Annotated in this window: 15 protein-coding genes and 2 tRNA genes; 10 read left to right on the forward strand and 7 right to left on the reverse strand. The window is 73.3% G+C overall.

Annotated features, from left to right (window positions below; translation table 11 throughout):
* Window positions 1-140: 140 nt before the first annotated feature.
* Entirely contained in the window at window positions 141-1793 is a 1653-nt protein-coding gene (locus tag EDD29_RS04090; protein WP_123662423.1) for an MFS transporter, read from the reverse strand.
* A gap of 197 nt (window positions 1794-1990) precedes the next feature.
* Here EDD29_RS04090 and EDD29_RS04095 point away from each other — a divergent pair, with 197 nt between their 5' ends.
* Window positions 1991-2608 (forward strand): TetR/AcrR family transcriptional regulator, encoded by a 618-nt coding sequence (locus EDD29_RS04095; RefSeq protein WP_123662425.1) that lies wholly within the window; start codon window positions 1991-1993, stop codon window positions 2606-2608.
* 61 nt (window positions 2609-2669) lie between these two features.
* Here the strand turns inward: EDD29_RS04095 and EDD29_RS04100 are convergent, their stop codons facing one another.
* Together EDD29_RS04100 and EDD29_RS04105 are read right to left on the reverse strand one after the other, a co-directional pair.
* The gene (locus EDD29_RS04100; RefSeq protein ID WP_170201282.1) at window positions 2670-4022 is read right to left on the reverse strand and encodes a serine/threonine-protein kinase; all 1353 of its coding nucleotides are present in this window, start codon (window positions 4020-4022) and stop codon (window positions 2670-2672) included.
* A gap of 2 nt (window positions 4023-4024) precedes the next feature.
* Complete coding sequence (locus tag EDD29_RS04105; RefSeq protein ID WP_170201283.1) at window positions 4025-5521, reverse strand: DUF4407 domain-containing protein; 1497 nt, start codon at window positions 5519-5521, stop codon at window positions 4025-4027.
* A 239-nt stretch (window positions 5522-5760) separates the two neighbouring features.
* On the opposite strand from EDD29_RS04105, the gene EDD29_RS04110 reads away from it, so the two are divergent.
* From EDD29_RS04110 to EDD29_RS04140, 7 genes are all read left to right on the forward strand, one after another.
* Window positions 5761-7128, forward strand: coding sequence for a hypothetical protein (locus EDD29_RS04110; RefSeq protein ID WP_123662431.1), 1368 nt, complete (start codon window positions 5761-5763; stop codon window positions 7126-7128).
* A gap of 5 nt (window positions 7129-7133) precedes the next feature.
* Complete coding sequence (locus EDD29_RS04115; protein ID WP_123662433.1) at window positions 7134-8096, forward strand: hypothetical protein; 963 nt, start codon at window positions 7134-7136, stop codon at window positions 8094-8096.
* A 1-nt stretch (window position 8097) separates the two neighbouring features.
* Window positions 8098-10032, forward strand: a complete 1935-nt coding sequence (locus tag EDD29_RS04120) for a hypothetical protein (protein ID WP_123662435.1) — start codon at window positions 8098-8100, stop codon at window positions 10030-10032.
* A 24-nt stretch (window positions 10033-10056) separates the two neighbouring features.
* Complete coding sequence (locus EDD29_RS04125) at window positions 10057-11820, forward strand: hypothetical protein (RefSeq protein WP_123662437.1); 1764 nt, start codon at window positions 10057-10059, stop codon at window positions 11818-11820.
* Between the two features lie 153 nt (window positions 11821-11973).
* A tRNA-Glu gene (locus tag EDD29_RS04130) sits at window positions 11974-12049 on the forward strand.
* 37 nt (window positions 12050-12086) lie between these two features.
* A tRNA-Glu gene (locus EDD29_RS04135) sits at window positions 12087-12159 on the forward strand.
* Between the two features lie 74 nt (window positions 12160-12233).
* A complete protein-coding gene (locus tag EDD29_RS04140) occupies window positions 12234-14498 on the forward strand; it encodes a HelD family protein (RefSeq protein WP_246052498.1) in 2265 nt (754 codons plus the stop codon).
* Between the two features lie 31 nt (window positions 14499-14529).
* On the opposite strand, the gene EDD29_RS46185 is transcribed toward EDD29_RS04140, so the two are convergent.
* Together EDD29_RS46185 and EDD29_RS04150 are read right to left on the reverse strand one after the other, a co-directional pair.
* The gene (locus tag EDD29_RS46185) at window positions 14530-16011 is read right to left on the reverse strand and encodes a serine/threonine-protein kinase (RefSeq protein ID WP_211359551.1); all 1482 of its coding nucleotides are present in this window, start codon (window positions 16009-16011) and stop codon (window positions 14530-14532) included.
* A gap of 46 nt (window positions 16012-16057) precedes the next feature.
* Window positions 16058-16429, reverse strand: a complete 372-nt coding sequence (locus EDD29_RS04150) for an ATP-binding protein (protein ID WP_123662442.1) — start codon at window positions 16427-16429, stop codon at window positions 16058-16060.
* 246 nt (window positions 16430-16675) lie between these two features.
* On the opposite strand from EDD29_RS04150, the gene EDD29_RS04155 reads away from it, so the two are divergent.
* Window positions 16676-17353 (forward strand): hypothetical protein, encoded by a 678-nt coding sequence (locus EDD29_RS04155; RefSeq protein WP_123662444.1) that lies wholly within the window; start codon window positions 16676-16678, stop codon window positions 17351-17353.
* Window positions 17354-17421: 68 nt separating this feature from the next.
* Here the strand turns inward: EDD29_RS04155 and EDD29_RS04160 are convergent, their stop codons facing one another.
* Together EDD29_RS04160 and EDD29_RS04165 are read right to left on the reverse strand one after the other, a co-directional pair.
* Window positions 17422-20646 carry a translocation/assembly module TamB domain-containing protein gene (locus tag EDD29_RS04160; protein ID WP_123662446.1) on the reverse strand — a complete coding sequence of 1075 codons (3225 nt, stop codon included), beginning with the start codon at window positions 20644-20646 and terminating at the stop codon, window positions 17422-17424.
* Window positions 20647-20746: 100 nt separating this feature from the next.
* Window positions 20747-21406: a pyridoxamine 5'-phosphate oxidase family protein gene (locus EDD29_RS04165; RefSeq protein ID WP_123662448.1), complete on the reverse strand. Its 660-nt coding sequence runs from the start codon at window positions 21404-21406 to the stop codon at window positions 20747-20749.
* Between the two features lie 104 nt (window positions 21407-21510).
* On the opposite strand from EDD29_RS04165, the gene pdxR reads away from it, so the two are divergent.
* Window positions 21511-22893, forward strand: a complete 1383-nt coding sequence (pdxR, locus tag EDD29_RS04170) for a MocR-like pyridoxine biosynthesis transcription factor PdxR (RefSeq protein WP_123662450.1) — start codon at window positions 21511-21513, stop codon at window positions 22891-22893.
* Window positions 22894-23253: the final 360 nt, after the last annotated feature.

Consider the following 23253-nt stretch of genomic DNA (forward strand, 5'->3'; position numbering starts at 1 on the left):
CACGCCGCGGTGTGAATGGTGTCACTTGAGTTTACGTGATGTCAACCGAACTTTCTGGTAGTAAAGATCGCTTCCATGGAGAAAGCCCCCGCCCACAAGGGCGGGGGCCTCCTCATGACCCTGCTCCGACGTGGGCTAAGTCACTTTCCGACGAGGCTGTGTGACGCATTGCCATCGCCTTCGAGCGGGCTGGAAACCGAGCCGGAATCGGTCTGCACATGCCTGCCGTGCCGACCGAACAGGCCCACCAGCGTCAGCGCTCCGGCCGCGGCCGCGCACAGGCCCGCGACGAGGAAGGCGGTGCTGTAGGCGTCGCCGAGCGAAGTGAAGGCGAGTTCGGTCAGCTGCTGCGGCATCGGCACCGGCGCGGCGTCCGGACCGGCGCCCGGCACGACCGGCATCGCGTTGATCGCCATGGCGCCGCCGCTGTGCGCGATGCCTCCGGCGATGTCGGTGTAGGGCGCCTGGAGGCCGGAGGCGCCGATGGCGCCGCCGAGGCCGGTGAGCAGCCCGTCGTTGGCCTTGCCGATCGCCAGCGCGGCGATCAGCACGGGCCCGAGCGCGAAACCGAGGTCGCGCAGCAGGTTGGTGGTGGCGCTGGCCATGCCGGCGAGCCGGACGGGGACCGTGTTGATCGCGACCGCGGTGATGGAGCCGACGGTCAGCGCGAAGCCGACGCCCATGATCGCCATCGGGGCGATGAACCGGACCCAGTCCAGGTCGGCGACGTCGAACGTCGAGCACCAGATCCCGGCGACGGCGATGAGCGCGAAGCCGCCGGTCAGCACCCAACGCGGCGCCACGTTGCGGATCAGGTGGGAGACGACGGGCACCAGCAGCAGGGCGGGGCCCTGGATGAACACGAACAGCACGCCGATCTTGAGCGCGCTCTGGTGCTGGATCGCGCCGAGCCAGATGCTCATCGAGTAGCAGATGGCCAGGAAGGCGAACATGCCGATGACCGTGGCGATCGCGACGATCGCGTAGGCGCGGTTGGCGAACAGGCGCAGGTTGAGCAGCGGGACCTCGGTGCGCAGCTCGATCACGATGAACGCGGCGAGCAGCACGACGCCGGCGACGCACGCGGCGATGATCTTCGGGTCGGCGAAGCCGGTCTCCGAGCCCTGGGTGGCGGCGAACAGCAGCGCGATGAGGCCGAGCGCGAGGGTGGCCTGACCGGGGATGTCGAGCTTGCGGCCTTCCGGCGCGGAGGAGTCGGTCGCCTTGAAGGTGATCAGGAAGGACACGATGGCCGCGCCGATGACGACGCCGTACGCGCCGCGCCAGCTACCGCCCTCGGCGAAGGCCCCGCCGAGCAGCGGCGAGACCGCCGCGCCGATGGACAGGAAGCCCGCCCACAGCGCGATCGCCTTGGCACGGCCCTCCTCGTCCGGTGCGACCGCGGCGATCATGGCCAGCGAGATCGGGTAGAGGATCGCCGCGCCGAGCCCGGCGACGACCATGCCGGCCCACATCGCCTGGACGGTGCCCGCCAGGGCGCAGATCAGCGAGCCGATGACGGTGAGGACCGCGCCGGACTGGAGCAGCCGCCTGCGGCCGAACAGGTCGCCGATGACACCGGTGGTCAGCTCCAGCACGACCATCGGGATGGCGAAGGCCGCGGTGATCCAGGTGAGCTGCGACCCGGTGGTCGCGAACTCCTGCTGGAAGGTGCCGTTGAGGGCACCGGGCAGCGAGTAGGCGACCTGCGCGAGCAGGACCGCGAAGCAGCCGGCGACCACCGTTGGGGCGTAGCCCGGCATCCGAGTGCCGGGCAACGGGTTCTGGGCCATGGGATGGGACTCCTTGTCGTTCACCGGGCGGCTCGTGCTCACAGTCCGTGGGGAGCGGCAAGTGTTTGTGATCGAGATCACCCGTAGTGCCTGTGCACAGTGTCATATCGACTGACGTGGCGTCAAGTGAACGGTTGGTCTGTATGGCGAGCTGCCGCGACGGACGGGCGAGGGGACGCCTGCGCTAGGGTCTTCGCGTGGCCAGCCTCCGTGAAGCGCAGAAGGAGATGACCCGGCGGATGCTGCTCGACGCCGGGCTGGAACGGTTCACGAGCAGGGGCTACATCGCCACGACCGTCGAGGACATCGCCCAGGCGGCGGGCACGACGCGGGTCACCTTCTACGCGCACTTCCCGTCCAAGGGCGAGCTGATGAAGGCGCTCATCGCCGAGCGCCTCAACGAGGTGCTCCAGCGTGAGCGGTCCGCCGAGCACGGCTCGACCGCGCTCGGCCTGGTCGAGGCGGTCCGCGACGGCCGCAGCGAGGTGATCGCGGACTGGCTCCGCCGCACCGCCGACCAGTGGCCGGTGATCCACCCGATCATCCGCATCGGCCGTCAGGCCGCCGCCGCCGAACCCGACCTCCTGCACGACCTCGTCGAGCACTGGATGGAAGAGGCGATCAGCGACGTCGAGGACGGCCTCACCGCCGCCGGCCGCTTCGCTCCCCACCAGCGCCGCTTCCGTGGCGTCCTGGCCATGGCCCAGCTCGACTTCGTCGCCCAGAACTGGGGCGCCGCCGACTGGAAGCTCACCCGGGACCAGATGCTCGAAGAACTCGCCGCCAGCTGGTCCGCCCTCCTCGGAGCCCCCTGACCGTCCGCCCGACCCGTCGACTGCGCCGCGGACGGCGTCCGTGGCGTTCTCCGTGCCGCGGTCAGTGGTGGCGGAGGACCTGGTCGCGGACCGAGGCGTTGAGGGCGGCCAGGAGGGTGGGGGAGCGGCCGTCGGCGGAGGCGCGGAGGATGGTGGCGGTGGAGGGGGGCGGGACGTAGGTGAGGATCGCCGCGGCGCGCTCGACGGTGAGGGTGGCGATGAGGTCGGCGGCGGCCTGGGCGGGGAGGTCGGTGAGGATTCCGGCCGCGGTGCGCGCGTCGGTCCCGGCCAGGATCGCGGCCAGGGCCGTCGAGGTGAGGCCGTGGAGGAGGTCGGCGGCTTCCGCAGGGGGCAGGTGGCCCAGCGCGCGGCCCACCAGCGGGGCGGGGAGCGCCTGCACCACGTCGGCCGCGCCCGGTGTCCCGGGGAGAGCGGAGATGAGGGCCAGGCGGTCGGTGAACGACTCGGCCTCGAGGATGGCCGCGGCGCGTTCGGCGGCGGTACGGACCGGCCGGCGGGCGGAGGAGTCCGGGACCGCCACGGTCGCCGGGACCTGGGCCTGGGCCTGCCGCGGGATCGGCGGCCGGCTGGGGATGGGGTCCCGGACGGTCAGGACGGCGCGCAGCGCGCGGGCGAGTTCGGTGACGGTCATGCGGGTGCGCGGGGACGGGTCGAGGAGGCGGGCGAGGACGGGGGCGAGGGCACCCGCGTGGACGGGGGTGGGGACGGCGCCGTCGATGACCGCCCGGATCGTCGCGGCGACCTCGTCGGACTCGTCGGGCCGGAACGGAGAGTAGCCCTCCAGCGCCTGGAAGAGGGTGACGCCCAGGGCCCACAGGTCGGCCGACGGCTGCGCGGGCTGCCCGGAGAAGCGTTCCGGCGCCATGTACTCCACGGTGCCGATCATCATGTGCGCGGACGTCATCGGATCGGTCCCGGTGAGCTGGGCGATGCCGAAGTCCACGAGGTGGACCCGGTCGTCGGCCGACAGCAGGATGTTGTGCGGTTTCACGTCGCGGTGCAGCACCCCCGCCTTGTGCGCGGCGTTGAGCGCGCCCGCGACGCGCAGCCCGATCTGCGCCGCGATCCGCTCCGCGACCCGTCCCTCGGCCGCGATGATCTCGGCGAGGGACCGGCCGGGGATGTACTCCAGGACGATCCACGGATCGCCTTCGTGCATGATCACGTCGTAGACCTGGACGATCGCGGGGTGCCGCAGCCGGGCCAGGGCCTGGGCCTCGCGCAGCGCCCTGCGCCGGAACTCCTCGTGATGGTTCGGATCGCGCTGGCGGACCAGTTCCTTCAGCGCCACCTGCCGGTCGAGCATGCCGTCCTCGGCCAGCCAGACGCTGCCCATGCCGCCCCTGCCGAGCTGGGAGAGCAGGCGGAAGCGGTCGTTCAGGACACGCTCCATCCTCAGAACTTCTCGTCGCCGAAGAGGTCCTCGTCGTCGCCCAGCCCGTCGAAGGAGTCGCCGGGCAGGCGGAAGGGGGACACCTCCATGTCCCGGATCTTCACGTGGTCGAGCGAGGTGTGCGCCTGGCCCGACTCGGCGGGCGTGCCCGTTGCGGGGTCCGTGGGCAGCGGGACCGTCGCCGGACGCGGTATCGCGGTGGTGGTGAAGGTGCCGTTCGCCCCGTTGCCGCTCACCGCGCCGTCGCCGTCGCGGTCCCGGTCGGTACCGGCTCCGCGCGCGCCGCCGTCGGCCTCGCCGGCCCTGCGGGAGTCGCCGGACCTGCCGCCGCCGTCGCGCTTCCAGGTGTCGTTGACCGACCATTCACGGTCGCCGTCGCCGCGGCCCCCGCCCAGCCCGCCGAGCCTGCCGCGCGAGTAGTTGCCCCGGGCCCTGCGGAGCTCGTCGCGCTTCTCGATCTCCAGGATGCGCTCGTAGTTCTCGGCCCGCAGCATCAGCTTGACCAGCACCGGCAGGCACTCGATGAGGAGGAAGAGCAGGAACAGCAGAATGCGCGCGCCGGTCAGCGTGGTATTGCCCCCGGTGATCTCGTTGAGTGCTTTCAGCCGGATGAGAAGGCCATTGGCCGCGGTGTTCTGGGAGTCGAACTTCTCCTGGAGATCGTTCTGCCGATCGACCGCGGCGGCCAACTGCTCTTTCGCCTTCGGCAGTTCCGCCTTGGCCTCCGCGACGCGGCCCGCCCGGGCGCCCTCGTCCCTGGAGATGAGCTGGTTCTTGCGCTTCTCTATCTGACCCGTCAGATTGTCCACGCGCTTCTTGGACTTGAGGTAGGCATTGTGGCTCGCCTCGGCGAGCGGGCCGTTGCCTTTCTTGGTGCAGCCGGCGCCGCCGTACAGCTGGCACTGCCATTTGTCGTAGTCGTCGTCCATCTCGGTCTTGGCGCCCTCGAGTTCGGCCGAGAGGGCGATCACCCGGGGGTCCTTGGCCGGGTCGGCGGGGACGTCGCCGTTCTTGTTGATGGTCTCCTGGAACCCTTCGACCGTGGCCCGCAGCGTCGCGACGTCCTGGCCGTTGGCGCCGGTCTTCTGGCTCTCGGCGAACGTGTCCATGTCCCGCTGCTTGATCACCACCATCTGCGCGTTGATCTCGGACTCGAAGATCCGCAGCACCAGCGGGGTGGAGATGACGAAGCCCATGAGCAGGGCCATCGCGATGCGCGGCGCCGCGGTGCGGAACCGGCGTGAGCCCTCGGTGGGCAGGGTGCTGACCAGCCACCGGTCGAGGCCCAGGATCATCAGGCCCCAGATGACCGCGACGGGCAGGGCGACGAGCCCCGACACGCCGACCGCGCTCGACAGGGCGAACCACATCGAGAAGACCGCGAGGACCGACGTGGTGAGGACGGCGCCGCCGATCCCCTGGAATTTGGGCCGTTCACTGGGGCACTGGGCCAGGACCTTGCGATTGGCGCCGGACAGGATGATCAGGAAATCGCGCACTACCTCGCCCCTCGGCACGACACCGTTCCCCATTAGCCGGTGTCTCCACTTCTCCGACGGCCACCCTAGTTCGCCGGGTAGCCGAAATGGACGCTGTTACGTGAGTGATACTGATGGCCGCATGCGGTCAATCTGTGTCAGGTGCGGCAGAGTTATCCAATGGTGCCCGTAATCCAGTATGCGAGGGGAGTGGTTGGGCTAGCCTTCCCTGCGAATGGACCGGAGGGGGACGGTAAGCGGTGCCTGATGAGGACCTGGGCAAGGCCCTCGTCGGAAGTCTGGCGGAGGTGTTCGGCACACGGCGGCTCGTCGTCGTCGAGATGACCGGCGCGCAGGTCTCGGTGTGGAAGGTGAAGCGCGATGACGCGGGTGTTCCCCGAATGCGCTCCGCGTCCTTCGCCGCCGAATCCGCGCCGGACCGGAGTGCGGCGATGGTGAGGGGACTTCTCGGCCGGCTGGGCGTCGGCCCCGCGGACACGGTGCTGGTCGTCGCCCGGCCCGGTGGCCCCGTTCCCGATCCGGGCCTCCGCGTGGGTGCGGTCCACACGATGGAGTCGGCGGCGCCGGTGCGGGAGGCGCTGCGCACCGCGATCGCCGACGAGCCGCTGACCCAGATGTACGAGCTCGTGACGCTGCGCGCCACCCCGCGCGGCCGGCTGGAGTTCGGCGCGGTGCCGCTGTTCCCGATGGGGACGCAGCGGGGCGCGACGGTCCGGGTCGCGGTGCGCTTCACCGCCCGCGAAGAGACGGGCACCACGCTCGCCGTCGTGGCGAGCAGCCCGAGGGAACGCCGCTTCCGCCCCGTCGTCCTGGTCCGCGCGCACACCGCGCCCGCGGCCCGTGAGCTGCGGGTCGACCTCGACGGCCCCGGCAAGGTCGGCTTCCCGGACGTGCCGGGCCGGATCGTTCCCGAGAGCCGCCCGTGGCCGGAGCTGGTGGACGGCCTCCAGGGCAGGACCGCGCCGCGTCCGGCGGGCCGGACCGGCCATCTCGTCTGCGCGGTGGAGGCCGGGGTGCCCGGCAGCGGCGCCCAGGTCATGGCCGAGCGGATCGCGCTGCTCCGCAGCCTGGCGCAGACCTGTCCGCCCGGCATGCGGCTCTCGCTCCTCGCCTACGGCCCGCACGCCTTCCAACGCGCCGCCGATGACTCGGTGCCGGAGCTGCTGTGCTGGGCGGAGCCCGTGCCCGTCTTCCTCGACCGGCTGACGGACCTGGCGAACCGGCCCGCCGCGACCGAGGGCTATCCGCTGGCGGCCCGGCTGGAGTGCGCGCTCGCGCTGGTCGCCGCGCGGCTGGAGGACGGGGCCGAGGAGACGGCGCTGCTCGCGGTCGGTTCGCGGCCGGCCTTCCCGCCGCGGGTCCACCCGTCGCAGATTCTGCCGTGCCCGAAACGGCACGACTGGCAGCGGCTGGCCGCCGACCTGCGGCGGCGGGGCGTCCGCATCGCGGCGGTGCGCGACGGGCACGACGCCGCGGACTTCTGGCGGACCTTCGCCCCCGACGCGCTCTTCGACGCGGCGGCGCGGGACCAGGACGGGGTGGCCGAGGCACTACGGCTGCCAGGGCCCGGCGAAGAGTACGCGTTCCCTCTGAGCGAGACGGAGTGAGGCCGATGGCGGAGGCGCCCGGCGGTCAGCAGCGGCCGCACAAGGCGGGCATCGTGATGTGGGGGGCGCCGGCCTGCGGCAAGACGACGTTCCTCGCGGCCCTGAGCATCGCGCTCGGCCGCAGGAACGTGGGCTGGAAGGTGATCGGCGCGGACACCCCGTCGACGAACGCGCTGGTGAACTTCACCACGAAGCTCACCAAGGACCGGGTCTTCCCCAAGGCGTCCGACCTGGTCATCGAGCAGTACCGCTGGCGGCTGGTGGGCGAGCGGACCGTGCGCAGCTGGAAGCGTTTCCTGCGCGCGGAGACGCAGGAGGTGCGGCTCGCCCTCGACCTCGCGGACCTCGGCGGTGAGGGCTACTCCTCGACCCTGGTCTCCCCGCCCAAGGGCCTGATCGACAACCTCGTGAACGGCGGCGGGATCATCTTCCTGTTCGACCCGGTGCGCGAGTTCGAGGAGGGCGACTCCTTCACCCATTTCTTCGGGGTGCTGTCGCATCTCGCCCAGCACGTCATGGAGAACTCCGACCTCGTCGGCGGGCGGCTGCCGCACCACCTCGCCGTCGTCATCACCAAGTTCGACGAGCCGCGGGTGCTGGAGACCGCCGACAAGCTCGACCTGATCCAGTTCGACCCGGACGACCCCCAGGACTTCCCCAGGGTCGGCACCGAGGACGCCAAACAGCTCTTCACCGAGCTGTGCCGGATCTCGGCGACGGGCGACGCCGAGATGGTGCTGAACTCCATCGAGCAGTACTTCCTGCCGGACCGGACCAGGTACTTCGTGACGTCGGCGATCGGCTTCCACGTCGACAAGGACACCGGGACCTTCGACGCCGAGGACTTCCAGAACGACATGGTCGACGCCCAGGGCTTCAAGCGCATCCGCGGCGCGGTCAACCCGATCAACGTGCTGGAGCCCCTGAGCTGGCTGGGGGAGAGGCTTACTTCCGGGAAGGGGACCTGACATGAGCGGCGACCTGGTGGAGATCAGCGCCGAATGGGCCCAGTGGGGCAAGAGGGCGGACGACCGGGGCTACGAGGTGCTGGCGCACAGCGCCGCGCACTTCACCAGGGAGAACTTCCACCAGCTGCTCCAGCGCTTCTCCCCGGGCACCCCGGAGCGGCTGCCCCAGGTGACGATCGGGTGGGCCGGGCAGAAGCGGACGCACTGGGTGGGGATCGGCATCCAGGAGGCGTCGAGCCGGCCCGACCGGGTCGGCCGCCGGGTCAGCGAGACCCGCTTCTTCTGCGTCCCCTACGAGATCCTCCGGCACAATCAGGTCACCTACCTCGACCTGTTCCAGCAGTTCTGGAACGTCTCGCTGCCCGATGAGGGCATGCCCGTGACGGTGACCGTGCCACTGCTGCGCCCCGACCACATCGAGGTGGACCTGACGTCGAAGGCCGAGAAGGCCGCCGCCCTGCTCATCACCGGCAAGCCCATCTGCGTCGTCGCCGGAGAGCGGGTCACCGTGCACGACAGGCTGCGGTTCCTCGACGCGGCGGCCGCGCTCCTGCCCTACGGGGTGCGCACGAAGCTCTCGGCCTCCACCTGGACGAGCTCCACGGCCGATCACAAGATCCGGTTCTCGTTCACCGACGAGCCGCGCGAGGACTCCTTCAATCTCTTCTGGGACAGCGAGGAACTCGTCCGGCCACGCGAGGAGCCTCCGAGGGCCACGTGGCAGATGGCCGTGAACTACCAGACCAGGCTGCGCGAAAGCCTGCGCCGCGACCACCTCGTGGGACGGCTCGCCGGGACGGTCGCGCCCGTCTCCTTCGAGGATCCGCACCTGCTGCTGAAGGCCTTGGACGACCGGCCTTCCGACGTCCACTTCGGGGACGCCGGAGGCCGGATGCCCGATGACCCTCCGGAGGTCGTGCGCGCGCTCGGCGCGGCCTTGGAGTCCGGCGAGACCGACAAGGTGGACTCGTGCCTCAAGCAGTTGAAGATCGCCAGTGCGGCGAACCATCCCGAGCACGTCAAGAAGCGGCTGCGCGAGAACATCATGACCTACCGCCTCTTCTCCGCGGCGGTGCGGGTACAGCCCTCGGCGAAGGTCGCGCTCTACCAGTCGCTCTTCGCCACGGCGTTCGGGCAGAGGCTGACGGAGGAGTCCTACAAGCAGATCGTGGACTTCGTGGGCAGGGCGTCGTTCTCGAAGGAGCACATCCAGGCGCTGCGCCAGCTCACGACGGGGGACGTGTGGCTCAAGTTCACCCTCGCCTGGTGGCAGGGCGCCGACGTCCTCGGTCAGCTTCTGCAGGCCGCGAGCCCGGACGAGCTGGTGACGGTGGCCGCGGACGTCAGGACGTCCCATGAGCTGCGCGAGGCGGTCTTCCGCGAGATCGACCGCAGGGATCCGAGCGAAGAACTGGCCACGGCCCTGCTCCGCCACGCCTTCCTGTGCGACGTGCTGCGGCGGCACCTCCCGGGTGTCGACGGCGCTCAGGCCGAGCGGCTCAAGAAGCTCCTGGCGAAGGTCTACGGCCATGAGGGCTTCGGACCGCGCGAACTCCAGGAGGCGCTGACCTCGGGCGAGGTCAAGGTGCTGCCGACGGTCGCCCTCATCGGCGCCGCGGCCGAGACGTACGGCGAAGGGGCCGGCGCCGCGCTCATCCACAAGTTCCTCGCGGTCGTGATCGAGCAGTCGGGCATGAACCGGTTGGAGAAGGACCGGATTCACGCGCTGCTCCAGGACGTGCCCGCGCCCCTGTACTCGCCCGCGGAGGCGGCCGGGTTCCAGGCGGGCCTGGTGGCGCACGCGTCCGGCGGCGATCTGCGATCGACCTGGCCCGGCCGGCTGCGCGCGGTGCTGGCCGGCCCGATCGCGCGGTCGACGTTGATCGCCCTCGGGCTCGTCGCCGTCGTGGTCGCCATAGTCCTTCTGCTCGCGTAGTTCCCGATCTGATGGAGAGGCCGGATGCACGACGGGATCGAGCTCGACGTCGAATGGGCGTGCGCGGACCCGGGGGAGGGGCTGCGCCACGGCCCGGGGGAGCTGCGCCGCGGCGACTTCGAGCGGGTCCTCGACCGCTACGCGGTGGGCACGCCCGAAGATCTGCCGCAGGTGACCATCGCCTGGCTCGGGCAGGACGTGCGGGCCAGGGTCTGCTTGATCGTCCACGAGCCGGCGCCGGTGCCCGACCGTTACGGCCGCCGAGGGGTGCGCAGGCGTGTGTTCTGCGTGCCCTACGCGGGGCTCGCTCTGGGCCGGATCGGCTACACGGCCCTTTACGGGGCGCTCGCCGGGGTGGAGCTGCCCGCTGAGGGCGCGCTGGCGGTGTCCTTCCCGAAACCGGACCCGCGCTCGACGGAACGGCGGCCCGACGACCAGGCGCTGACCACGGCGGCGCTGCTGCTGACCGGCGAGCCGGTGGCCGTGCTGGATCCCGGCGGCCTCGACCTCGCCGCGCGGATCGGCTTCCTCGACGACGTCGCCGCGATGCTCCCGTTCGGCCTGCGGGCCCGGCTGTCGGTCTCGACCTGGGTGAGCGCGACCGTCGACCACGGCATCCGGCTGTCGTTCGCACGGACGGCCCGGAGCGTCGGCCACGCCGTGGTGTGGGGGCGGCACCCGGACGTGCCGGAGAGCCCAGAGACGCCGCAGGCTTATCTCGACCTGCTCGCCGCGCACAGCCGCAGGGACGTGCTCGTGCGGACGCTCGCGGCGATCACCGGCCCGATGTCGTTCAAGCGTCCCGAGGCGGTGCTGCACGCCCTGGACGGCGCGGTCCGCCCGCCCGAGGACTCGGGCGCGCGGCGGGCCGCCGGCACGTCGCCGGTGCGGCCCGGCCTGGACCGGCTGGCGGCCGCGCTGCGCACCCGCGCGCCCGGGGACCTCGCGGCGTGCCTCGCCGACCTCAAGGCGCTTTCCGGCCTCCCGCAGCCGGTCGACCACCGGGCCGAGCGGCGCGAGATCATCGGCTCCTACGGGCTGCTGGGCGCCGGCATCGGGCGGACCCTGCCGGACCGGACCCTGGACGAGCTCTACGAGGTCCTGCTCGCCCTGTCGGTCGGGACCAGGATGACCGCGGACGCCGTCGAGGAGGCCCGGCGCATGGCCGGGACGCTGCACGGTCCGCTGGTCCGCGTCATGCGCGGGAAGGCGCCGGACGGCGAGGCCGCGTTCGACGCGCTGCTGCGCCCCGAAGAGCGCCGGTCGCTCCTGGCGTGGCTTCCGCTCGCCGACCTGCTGGACTTCGCGACGCGGCGGGACACGGACGCCGAGCTGTTCCTGGAGATCCTCGATCTCGTCGAGGAGCGGAGGCGCGAGCCGCGGCCGGGCGCCGATCCGGAGGCCGAGGCCGCGGCGGTGGCCGCGTTCGCCGCCCACCGGTACCTCGGCGACGCGGTCATGCGGCGCTTCCCGGCCGACGGCGCCCGGCAGTTCCAGCTCTTCGACCGGGTGCTGCGGGCCGCGCACCCGGGCGGGCTCGGCCCCGCGGAGTTCGCCGCGGTCGCCGTGCCGGAGGGGCCGCTGCCGCCACCCGCCCTGCTGGCCGCGGCGCTCGACCGCTGCGAGGGCGACGCCCGCGCCCTGCTCGCCGAGCACTTCGGCCGCCCGCTTGTCGACCGCCTCGACCTGCCGCCCGCCCGGCGCGCGGCGCTGCTGGACCGCCTCGCCCCCGACGCGCAGGGCGCCGCCGCGGGCGGCACCGGGATGCGCTTCCGCCGCAGGCGCTGATCACCGCTCGTCGGGGGCCGGGAGGGCCTCTGGGGAAACGCGTTTTGCGTTGGGCTGGGAAGCCGGTATTGTTTACCTCGCTGGAGCGCCGGGGTTCGTGAGACCCGGTGATCCGGTCGAGTTCCCTGAGCCCATCGGGGATCGACTCCCCTTGCCTCCGTCGTCTAGTGGCCTAGGACGCCGCCCTCTCAAGGCGGTAGCGGCGGTTCGAATCCGCTCGGAGGTACCACTTCCTGTGAAGTGCGCAACAATTGCATATGAGGCTTGCCTCCGTCGTCTAGTGGCCCAGGACGCCGCCCTCTCAAGGCGGTAGCGGCGGTTCGAATCCGCTCGGAGGTACGTACGCAAGAGCCCCGATCCCAGTCATGGGATCGGGGCTTCTTCGGCGTTCGGGCGAAGGGGGCAGAGCGGTCTTGGGCGAGGACGCGATCGGGCAGGAGCAGCGGAAGGTCAGCTGGCTCTACGGGCTGCTGGACGCGGCGCGCGAGCGGACCGAGGGCTCCGCGCGCGCCCAGGCGGGGGGCGGCGGCGGATTCCAGCAGCGGGTCGACCGGGACACCGCCGAGAACGAGCGGTACCGCAGGCTCGCCCAGTTCGCCGCCGTCGAGCACGGCCTGTGCTTCGGCAGGATCGACGGCCGCGACGGAGACACCCTGTACGTCGGGCGGATGGGCCTGCGCGACGAGGAGGGCGAACCCGTCCTCATCGACTGGCGGGCGCCCGCGGCCCGGCCGTTCTACACCGCCACGTCCTTCGACCCCGGACCGCTCACCCGCCGCCGGCACATCCACACCCGGGGCCGCCGGGTCGTCGACCTCGACGACGAGGTGTTCGACCTCGCCGGGATGCGCCCCGCCGACCGGGCCGGGCTCGTCGGCGAGGCGGCGCTGCTGGCGACCCTGCGCAAGGGCCGCACGGGGCGGATGAGCGACGTGGTCGCCACCATCCAGGCCGAGCAGGACGAGGTGGTCCGCGCGGCCTTCCAAGGCGTCCTGGTGGTCCAGGGCGGGCCGGGCACCGGCAAGACCGTCGCGGCCCTGCACCGGGCCGCCTACCTGCTCTACACGCACCGCGACGCGCTCAGCCGCCGCGGCGTCCTCATCATCGGCCCGAACCCCACGTTCCTGCGCTACATCGAGCGGGTCCTGCCCGGCCTCGGCGAGACCGACGTGGGCCTCGCCACCCTCGGCGAGCTGTTCCCCGGCGTCCACGCGACCGCGGTCGACCCTCCGGAGACCGCGGTGGTGAAGGGGAGCCCGGAGATGGCCGATCTCCTGACCGCCGCGCTCGCCCGCCGCAGGCCGGTGCCGGACGAGGACCTGACGATCGAGGCCGACGGGATGCCCGTCACGCTCAGCGCCGGCGCCGCCCGGCGCGCGCACGAGCACGCGCGCGCCCTGCGCGCGCCGCACAACCTCCAGCGCCGGATCTACGTGCACGACGTGCTCGCGGCCCTCGCCGAGGACCAGCTGGAGCGGCTGGAGAAGGCCACCGACGAGCCTTTGCTGAAGCTGCTCGAAGAGGGCGGCCTCAGCGCCGAGCTTCGGGAGATCCTGGAGGACCCGTCCTCCCTGCTGCGGGACGAGCACGACGCGGAGTACGCCAAGGAGCAGCTCTGGCAGGATCCCGCCGTGCGCGCGCTCATCGACGGCCTGTGGCCCGAGCTGACCCCGCAGGAGTTCCTCGCCGACCTGTACGCCGACCGGGAGTTCCTGGAGGTCGCCGGCTTCGGCGCACTGCACCGGGCGCCCGGCGCGGCCTGGACCGTCGGGGACGTGCCCCTGCTGGACGAGGCGGCCGAGCTGCTCGGCGTCGACGACCGGGAGGGGCGGGCGCGGGAGCGGCAGGGGGAGGCCCTGCGCGAGGAGGAGGTCCGCTACGCGCTCGGCGTCCTCCAGGTGACCGGCATCGAGGGGATCACCGCGGCCGACCTCGCCGAGCGGCAGCGCGAGGAGCGCGGCCCCGTCACCGCGGCGGAGCGGCTCGCGGACCGGGACTGGGCCTATGGCCACATCATCGTGGACGAGGCGCAGGAGCTGTCGGCGATGGCCTGGCGGGCCGTCATGCGGCGGGTGCCCACCCGGTCCGTGACGATCGTCGGGGACCTCGCCCAGACGGGCAGCCCGGCGGGCGCGCGGTCCTGGGGGGAGATGCTGGCGCCCTTCGTGCGCGAGCGCTGGCGGGAGCTGAGGCTCCTGGTCAACTACCGCACCCCCGCGGGCATCATGCGGCTGGCCGAAGACGTCCTCGCGGAGGTGGACCCGGAGGCGGAGGCGCCCGCCTCGGTGCGTGAGGAAGGCGACCCGCCCATCGCGGTCCCCCTTGACTCGCCCGCCGAACTGCCCGCCCTCATCGCGGCCGAGCGCGCGCGCATCGGCGACGGACGGGTGGCCGTCATCACGTCCGCGGCCTGGCACCCCGCCGTCACCGCGGCCCTTTCCGGCGTGCCCACGGGGATCACCCCCGAGTCGCTGGACGAGCCCGTCGTCATCCTCACCGCCGGCGAGTCCAAGGGCCTGGAGTTCGACGCCGTCGTCATCGCCGACCCCGTCGGCATCCTCACCGAGTCGGCCTCAGGCGGGCACGACCTCTACGTGGCGGTGACCCGGGCCACCCGCCGCCTGGCGATCGCGCACACCGGCCCCCTCCCGGACCTCCTGCGCCGCCTCGAGGGCTGAGGGCGCGGCCCGGCCGGTGTCCCGTGGCGGTTCAGTCCTGGTGCCCGAGGGTGACGTCGGTGGTCCCGGAGACGTACCGGGCCTGCCCGTCGCCGAGGAGGGTGAGGGTCATCCGGGAGTCGTCCTCGCAGACGTCGTCCATCCTGATGACGATCTTCTCGGAGCTCGCCCAGGTGAGGCTGCCGAGCGTCTTGCACCGGTTCTCGCCGCGCTCCAGCTGGATCTCGGCGATGTGCGCGCCCACCGATCCCTCCTCGATGTCGACCCGGAGGGAGAACACGTCGGTCTCCTCCTCCCAGGTCCCGACGAACGCCGGGGGCACCGCGGGAAGCGTCGCACCGGGCGAGGGCGCGGCGGACGAGGACCCGGTGGACCCGGTTCCGGCGGTCTCGCGCTCGCCCGTGCCGGGCGATCCCTGCGGCCGGAACACGAACGCGCCGAGCGCGACCGCGAGCACGGCCACCGCCACGGCGATCGCCTTGCCCTTGCCGGGCCGCTTTTCGCCGCCGTCCGAGCCGGGCGGGGGCGGCGGCACCCGCGTGGTCGCGGGCTCGACGTCAGGACCGGGCGCCCCGTATGCGGTGCCGGGCACCTCGGGCACCGGCACGGTGGGGAGGGGCGTGATAGGTCCGGTCGCGGGCCCGGCGAAGGCGGGCACGGAGGGTTCCGCGGACGGGAGGGACGCCGCGGGCGGGACCTGGCTCGCGCGGTCGAGCATGGCCGTCGTCTCGGCGGCGGTGGGACGGGCGGCGGGGTCCTTGCGGAGGAGGGCGTGCAGCACGGGTGCGAGGGGTCCGGCGTTGGCCGACGGTGAAAGCTCCTGCTGGAGGATGGCCACGAAGACGGCGCTCGGAGAGGGCGCGGCGAACGGGGAGCGTCCCTCGACGGCGTAGTAGAGGGTCGCGCCGAGCGACCAGAGGTCGGCGGCGGGCCCGACGGGCTGGGCGGCGACCTGCTCCGGAGCCATGAAGCTCGGCGTGCCGAGGACCGACCCCGTCTGGGTGAGATGCCCTTCGCCCTCGACGGCGGCGATCCCGAAGTCGGTGAGGACGACCCGCTCGTCCTCGAGGAGGATGTTCGCGGGCTTGATGTCGCGGTGCACCACCCCGTGGGCGTGCGCGGTCTCCAGCGCCGCGAGGACCGCCCTGCCGATCCGGGCCGCCTCACGCGGGCGGAGCGGTCCGTCGGCCTTGACGGCGTCGGCGAGCGAGCGCCCCCGGACCAGCTCCATGACGATCCAGGGGATGCCCTCGCCGTCGGTCACCCGGTCGTGCACGGTGACGATGCCGGGGTGCTTGAGCATCGCCGCCGCCAGGGCCTCGCGCTCGACCCGCGCCACGAGCTGGTCGCGGGTCTGGTCGCTCAGCCCCGGCGGCAGGACGAGCTGCTTCAGGGCGACGTCGCGCCGCAGCCGTTCGTCGGCCGCCTGCCAGACGACGCCCATGCCGCCGCGGCCGAGGATCCGGGTGAGCCGGTAGCGCTCCGCGACGAGGGCGCCGGGGGAGTGGTCCATGGGTTCATCGTCGCACGGGCGAAGCGGGACCAACCCCCCATGCGGTTCAGTGCGCGAGCCGCAGCCTCGCCTCCACGACCTTGCCGGTCGGCAGCGGGGTCGTGGTGAGCTCGGCGAGCGCGCTGAGCACGGTGAGGCCGAAGCCGCCGGTCTCGTCGCCGGGCCTGGGCGCCGGCGGTTCGCGCAGTGCGTCGCGGACGCCGACGTTCAGCATCCCGTCCCGCACCGACAGGGTGAGCCGCACGGGCGGCTTGCCGTGCCGGACGGCGTTCGTCACCAGTTCGGAGACGAGGAGCGCCGCCGTGTCGGCGAGCGCCGCCAGGCCCCACTCGGCCAGCGTGCTCACCGCCGCGCTGCGCGCGTGCCGCACGGGGGCGGGCACGTCGTCGAGATTCCAGGTACGCGATCGGGCGTACATTGAGGCTCCTTCCTCGGGATTCTCCTGACAGACGCCCGAACTCGTCGACCATGACGCGGTTTCTTCCGGGATTTCGCGCGGTGTCCCGCGATCCGTCCCGGGCGCGGCCGGGACATGGCCGGGACGCCGGTCCGTCCGGGCACGCTCCGCACGTGGCGACACCTGCCTCTGTCCCGCGGGACCGACCGCCGGGGACCTTGGGACCTACCGCCGAGCGGCGGTGCACCTCGGACACAGGCGGAAGTCATGACGAACACGGCAGGGGCCCGACAAGCACAGCAGTCCGGACGCGCGGCGGGGGGATCGCTCTGGGCCTGGGCGGGCGCGGCGGCGGGCGTCGCGGGCGTCACCGGCATCCAGGCCAGCATGGCCATCAGCGCGGCGTACGACCCGGCCACCGTCCACGACCCCGCGCAGGTCGCCGCGGGCCTCGGTGAGCACACCACCGCGCTCCTGGTGATGCACACGGCGATGATGGCCGCGACCGTGCTCCTACCGGTGTTCGCCGCGGGCCTGCACCGGCGCCTGCGCCGCGCCCTGCCCGCCGAGAGCCTGCTCCCCGCGGTCGCCGCGGCGGGCCTGCTCCTGACGGCGGCGGCGACGCTCCTCGGCACCGGCCTCGACACCGAGCTGATCTTCGGCTTCGGCGAGGACGGCACCCTGTCCGACGAGTTCCTGACCGTCGGCTCCCACTGGGTCGGCACGATCCCTTGGCTGTGGGTCGGCTCCGGACTCACCGGCGTGACCGTCGCCGTCGCGTCCCTCCGGCACCGCGCCGTCCCGGCCTGGCTCGGCTGGACCGGTGTCGTCCTCGGCGGCCTGACCCTCCTCACCGGCGTCTCCCCGCTCCAGTACATGGCGGGTTTCCCCGGCCCGCTCCTCGTCGCCCTCCTAGGGCTGGGCTTCGCCTTCTCCCGCCGCTGATCCACCTTCCCCGCGCCCCGCGAGCCCCCTTCGGCTCGCGGGGCGCCGGCGTCTTCGCGGGGCGCGGGTCAGCGGCGGCCGATGGTGCGGGCGGCGGCCGCGGCGATGGTGGAGGCGAGGATCCAGCCCGCGGCGACCAGGAGGAAGGAGAACCACTGGTCGGCGCCCGCCGGGTTGAAGGCGCGCTCCTGTCCCAGGTCGACGATGGGCAGGAGGAGGTCGAGGGTGTAGATGATCGCGTTGAAGTGCGGGTGCTCGTCGGCCTTGATGGGCTGCGGCGGTGAGACGGCGAAGACGATGGATCCCAGCGCGACGAGGAGGGCCAGCCAGGTGGCGGCGCGCAGCGGCTGGTAGCCGAACCCGACCGTGGCGTCCTGGAGCCTGCCCCACACCCGGCCCGTCCAGTCCGCGCCGTCGCTCTGGCGCCGCTCCCGGGCCAGGAGGACCGCCTGCGCCTCCCGTTCCTGCCCGGTCTGGGTGTAGTGCGCGGCGAGCTGCTCGTACGGCTGCGGCTGGAAGCCGTCCTCGTCGCGGCGCAGCCACTCCAGCCGCTTCTCGGCGGGCATCCGCGGCTCCAGCGCCTCGTAGGTGAGGCCGTTCAGGCCGATGACCTCCGGCCACGACGTGGCGTCGTCGCACAGGACGCCGAGCCTGGCGTGCTCGAGGTCGACCGCGCCGACGAGCTTGTCCGGCCGCAGCGTCAGGCGGCCCGCCTGGAGGCCGCGCGCTTCGACCGCGTACCCGCCGGGGTTCTCCAGGTCCGCGTCGGTGAGCTGGAGGATGCGGCCGATCTTCGCCTCGGCGACGCGCAGCACTCCGTCGATGCGGGAGCGGCCGAGGAACACGTCGCCGGTCACGTCGGCGAGCGAGAGCCGCAGCGCCACGTTCCCCGGATGGGCGAACACCGCGTCCCTGCCGTCGACCATGTCGACGATCCGGGCGCCGCGCAGCGCCACCTCCCCGGTGATCCTGGCCCGGTTCATCCGCAGCGAGCCCGCGCTGAGCCCGTCGCCGACGATCGCCTTGGCGCCGTCGCCCTCCAGCCTGGAGCCCTCCATCCGGACCTCGCCGCTCACCTGGGAGCCGCGCAGCATGATCCGGCCCTCGGCGGTCAGGCCGGGCGCCCAGATGCCCCCGGTCGTCAGCCAGTCCGCGCCGAGCGCGATGCCGCCCGGATTCCGCAGCACCGCCTCGGCGAGGTCGATGACGCTGGTCACGGTCGTGCCGCGGACCGAGACCACCCCGTCGGCCTCGAGCCCGGAAAGGTAGATGTTGACGGCGGTGGACCCCTCGACGGTGAAGGCGTAGCCCTTCTCGTCGGCCGTCGCGCGGGCGTTCCTCGCGGAGATGTCGCGCGCTATCTGGGTGCCGCGCATGGAGACGCGCCCTTCGGCGCGCACGTCGTCGAGGTTGATCCGGGCCGCGCTCATCCCCCCGGCGACCAGGGAGACCCCGCGCAGCCCGGCCGCGATCCGCGCCTGGCGCAGGTCGAGGTCGCCGACGACCTGGGCGCCGCGCAGCGAGATCCGGCCCGCGATCCCGGCGTCCCAGCCGAGGACGTGCACGGCCTGGAGGCCGTCGGCGGAGAGCGCGCGGCCTTCGAGGTCGCGGCCGACCTCGGCGGAGACGAGGTTGACGTCCCCGGAGATCTCCGCGGCGCGCAGCGAGATCCGGCCCGCGGCCTTGGCGGACTCCAGGGTGAGGCCGCCCGCGGCGAGGCCGTCGGCGGAAAGGGACAGGCCGGTCTCGTCGGCGGCCAGGGACCCGGAGGAGAAGTCGACCTCCCGGATGACCTGGGCGTCGTCGAAGACGAGCAGGCCCTCCGCGCGCAGACGCGCCGCCCGCACGCCGCCCGCGTGCAGGCCCGCGGCGCTGAGCGCGGTGCCCTCGGCACCTCCCGCGAGGACCGCGAGGCGCAGGTCGAGTTCGCCGGTGACGCGCGCGTCGTCCAGGGAGACCAGGCCCACGGCGTGCGCGCCGCCCAGGGCGAGGTGGGCGGCGTCCATGCCGTCGGCGACGAACGCGAGGTCGTCCTCGCCCGCGGTGAGCCTGGCGTCGCCGAAGCGGACGTCCCCGGCGAAGGTCGCGCCGCGCAGCGTCACCCTGCCTTCCGCGGTGAGCCCTTCGGCCGACAGCGCGCCCGCGTGCGCCCGGTCGACGCGCAGCGCGTACCCGTCCTGCCCCGCGACGAGCACGGCCTGGTCGAGGCCGGCCTCGCCGATCCGCGCGTTGCGCAGGGACACCCGGCCCGTCGCGTGCAGCCCGTCGAGCTTGACGGTCGCCGCGGTCATCCCGTCGGCGGCGAACGCGACCCCGTCGGCCGCCGCGGTGACGCGCGCGCCGGGCAGCACCACGTCGCTGATGAGCTGGGCGTTGACCAGCCGGACCTGGCCGCCGTCGACGACGAGGCCGCGGCCTTCCAGCCCCGACATCACCGCGCCTTCGAGGTTCAGCGAGGCCCGGTCCAGCCTCGCGTTGTTGAGGGTGAGGTGGCCGCGCAGGGTCGCGCCGATGAAGCGGACCTCGCCCTCGGCCCGGAAGCCGTTGTTCATCCAGACCGATCCGTGCGCGGTGATCCCGCCCGCGCTGACCGCCACCCCGCCCGGGTTGCGCATCTCCGCGCCCGAGAGCGTGAACGGCCCCTCGATCTGGGAGTTGTCGACCAGCAGCGCGGCCCACTGGCCGGCCGCCTCCACCGAGGCGTCGGTGAAGTTCAGCCGGCCGCCGAACCGCGCGTGGGTCAGCCGGACGCTGCCCTTGGCGGCGAACCCCCGGTCGAAGTTGGCCATCCCGCTCACCCGCAGGCCCTCGCCGTACAGGGCGGTCTTCTCCGGGCCGCCGCCGAGCACCGCGCCCGACATGTGGATCTCGCCCTCGATCCGCGCGTGGTCGAGCCTGACCTCGCCGTCGATGATCGAGCCGCGCAGCGACAGCAGGCCGTCGAGGTGCAGCCTGGCCAGGCCGAGACCGGGCATCCGGCAGCGGACGAACCGGACGGTCCGGGTCGTGGACTCCATGAACTGCGGCGCCTCGTCGAGCACGCACTCGCTGAGGACGAGGGGGCAGCCGGCCGTCGCGGCGCGCAGTTCGAGCCGTCCGGTGATCCGGGCGCCGCGCAGCCGCACCCCGGGCGAGCGGCCTGGCTCGGCTTCGCAGGCCCCGAGCAGCAGCGCGGAGATCACCCGCGCGCGGATCTCGCGGTCGCCGTCCTGCCGGGTCAGATCGACCGTCGCCCCGTCCGGATAGCACGCCCAGAGCCGCCGCTCCGCCTCGGTCAGCCCCTCCGGAACCATCCGCCCAATCTCGCAGAAACCACCCTCATACGCCACACATCCGAAAAAAAGCCACCACAACTCGCGGTGCCGGATGAGCCGGTGCGCCTTGCCGGGCGGGTCAGTCGCCGGTCGGGACGGAAGGGTGGACCCGGTCGGCGATGTGCGACGGGACGGGGTAAGGCGCGGCGAGAAGGGGGTCGGGCCGGGGAGCCCCGTAGGAGGTGCGCAGAGGGAGGACGCCTGCCCAGAGGGGGAGGGCGTAGTCGTCCTCGTCGTCGACGGGCGGGCCCGTGCGGACCTTGACGGACGCCTCGGTGAGGGGGAGCGCGAGGACGAGGGTCGCGGCGAGCTCCTTGCGGTCGGGGGCGCGCACGGCGTCCCACTGGCCGGGGGCGAGCTGCTCGGTGATCGCGCGCAGCCCGGCGAGCCGCTCATCGGGGTCGGTCACCTTGCGCGGGGCGCCATAGACCATCGCCGAGCGGTAGTTGAGCGAGTGGTGGAAGGCCGACCTGGCGAGCACGATCCCGTCGAGATGGGTCACCGTGACGCAGACCTCTCCGTCCAGCCGCAGCGACCGCGCGCCCGTGGAGCCGTGGAGGTAGAGGGTGTCGCCGATGCGGCCGTAGCCGGTCGGCACGACCATCGGGGCGCCGTCCGGGCGGACCACCCCGAGATGGCAGACGAGTCCGGCGTCGAGGATCGCGTAGAGGTCGGCGGTTTCGGTGCCCGCGCGGTCGGCGGCGCGGCCCAGCCTGGTGCGTTCGGTCGTCGAGAGCATGCCCCTATCCTTCGGCCGAGTGGACCGGCGGAACATGGCCACTTCTGCCCGATAATCGAAGACCACTTCTCGTTGAGACCGCACCTCGCCCCGGAGCGCCGCCCATGGCCCGCACCCACGCCGACCTGCCCGTCCTGCTCGACCGGACGTCGGGCGACCCCCTGCACGTCCAGCTCGCCGAGACGCTGCGCGCCAGGATTCGGGCCGGCGACCTCCCGGCGGGGGAGCGGCTGCCGTCCAGCCGGGCCTTCGCCGCCGCCCTCGGCGTGAGCCGCACCGTCGTCACCGAGTCCTACCAGCAGCTCTACGCCGAAGGCTGGCTCGAAGGACGGCACGGCTCCGGCACCTACGTCGCCGACGTCGGCGACCCCCGCCCGCCCGGACCCGTCGCCGGTCCGGCGGTGGCCGGGGAACCGGCGGAGCTCAGCCGCGACGAGGCGCGGGCGCTGGGGCTCGTCGACCTGCGGCCGGGAGGGCCGTGGACGGGCGGGCACGCGGCGGCGGCCTGGAAGCGCGCCTGGCGTGCCGCCGCCGAGCACCCGCCGGGTGACGACCCCGACCCGCGCGGGCTGCCGCGCCTGCGGGCGCTGCTCTGCGACCACCTGCGACGGGCCCGCGGGGTCGCGGCGGGACCGGAGAACCTCATCGTCACCCGGGGGACGGGCAACGGGCTCGACCTCGTCGGCGCGCTCTTCGCGGCGGGGCGCCGCGCGGGCGTGGAGGACCCCGGGTACGGCAGCGCCCGGTCGATCCTCGCGGCCCGCGGCGCCGTGCCCGTCGCCTGCCCGGTGGACCGGGACGGGATCGTCGTGGACGGGCTGCCCGACGACCTCGCGCTGCTCTACACGACGCCGGCGCACCAGTACCCGCTCGGCGGCAGGCTGCCGATCGCCCGCCGGGAGCGCCTGCTGGAGTGGGCGCGGCGCACCGGCGCGCGCGTCGTCGAGGACGACTACGACGCCGAGTTCCGCTACGACGTCGCGCCCCTGCCCGCCCTCTACGGGCTCGACCCCTCCCAGGTCATCCTTCTCGGCACGCTGTCCAAGACGCTCAGCCCCGACCCGGGCCTCGGCTGGATCGTCGCCGCGCCGGAGACCGCCGACCGGATCGCCGCCCTGCGCCGCGACCTCGCCGACCGCACCAGCGTGCCCGTCCAGCACGCGATGGCCGAACTGCTGGACCGCGGCGACCTGGACCGCCACCTGCGCAGGATGCGCCTGGAGTACGCGCGGCGGCGCGCCCTGGTCGTGGACATCCTCGGCGACCGCGTCACCGGTGACACCGCGGGCCTCCACGTGATGCTCCCGCTGCCCGAGGACCGCCTCGAACCCGTGCGCCGGGCCGCCCGCGCCCACGGCGTCCTCCTCGACGACACCCGCCGCTACACCCGGGCCCCGCACTCCCATCACGGCCTGGTCCTCGGCTACGCCACTCCCTCCACCGCCGACCTCCGCCGCGCCTGCACCACCCTCGCCGCCCTCCTTTGACCACCGCCCCCGCTTTCCCGTGGCCGACTCCTTCGGGCGCGGGTCCACCGGGGAATCGGCGTGGCGCCGGCCGCGGCGGCGCACACGTCCCAGAGCCGGGCGGTCTCGCCGGGGCCGACGGTGCACGCGCGGCCGCCGCCGTCCACGGCCCGCTCGGGAGCGGAGACGCGGGCGACGTCGCCGGTCCTCCGGGACCCGGCGGCCTGAGGCGACGCCCGGAGGTCCGCGCCGTGTGCGCGACGGCGCTAGGGTCGTCGGCCCTGCGGTATCCGGCGCGCTCGGGCGCACCCGTGACGGGAGCGGCTCGACGAGGACGGAAGATCGGCGACAGGTCGAAGCCCGCGGCTCGCAGGCGGGCGG

The organism is Actinocorallia herbida (assembly GCF_003751225.1).
GTDB lineage: Bacteria > Actinomycetota > Actinomycetes > Streptosporangiales > Streptosporangiaceae > Actinocorallia > Actinocorallia herbida.

Bases quoted from the DNA above. Each gene is read 5' to 3' on its own strand.
- EDD29_RS04155 (WP_123662444.1), top strand. From the start codon at position 16,676: ATGACGAACACGGCAGGGGCCCGACAAGCACAGCAGTCCGGACGCGCG.
- EDD29_RS04160 (WP_123662446.1), bottom strand. From the start codon at position 20,646: ATGGTTCCGGAGGGGCTGACCGAGGCGGAGCGGCGGCTCTGGGCGTGC.
- EDD29_RS04115 (WP_123662433.1), top strand. From the start codon at position 7,134: ATGGCGGAGGCGCCCGGCGGTCAGCAGCGGCCGCACAAGGCGGGCATC.
- EDD29_RS04165 (WP_123662448.1), bottom strand. From the start codon at position 21,406: ATGCTCTCGACGACCGAACGCACCAGGCTGGGCCGCGCCGCCGACCGC.
- EDD29_RS04100 (WP_170201282.1), bottom strand. From the start codon at position 4,022: ATGGAGCGTGTCCTGAACGACCGCTTCCGCCTGCTCTCCCAGCTCGGC.
- EDD29_RS04120 (WP_123662435.1), top strand. From the start codon at position 8,098: ATGAGCGGCGACCTGGTGGAGATCAGCGCCGAATGGGCCCAGTGGGGC.
- EDD29_RS46185 (WP_211359551.1), bottom strand. From the start codon at position 16,011: ATGGACCACTCCCCCGGCGCCCTCGTCGCGGAGCGCTACCGGCTCACC.
- pdxR (WP_123662450.1), top strand. From the start codon at position 21,511: ATGGCCCGCACCCACGCCGACCTGCCCGTCCTGCTCGACCGGACGTCG.
- EDD29_RS04090 (WP_123662423.1), bottom strand. From the start codon at position 1,793: ATGGCCCAGAACCCGTTGCCCGGCACTCGGATGCCGGGCTACGCCCCA.
- EDD29_RS04150 (WP_123662442.1), bottom strand. From the start codon at position 16,429: ATGTACGCCCGATCGCGTACCTGGAATCTCGACGACGTGCCCGCCCCC.
- EDD29_RS04125 (WP_123662437.1), top strand. From the start codon at position 10,057: ATGCACGACGGGATCGAGCTCGACGTCGAATGGGCGTGCGCGGACCCG.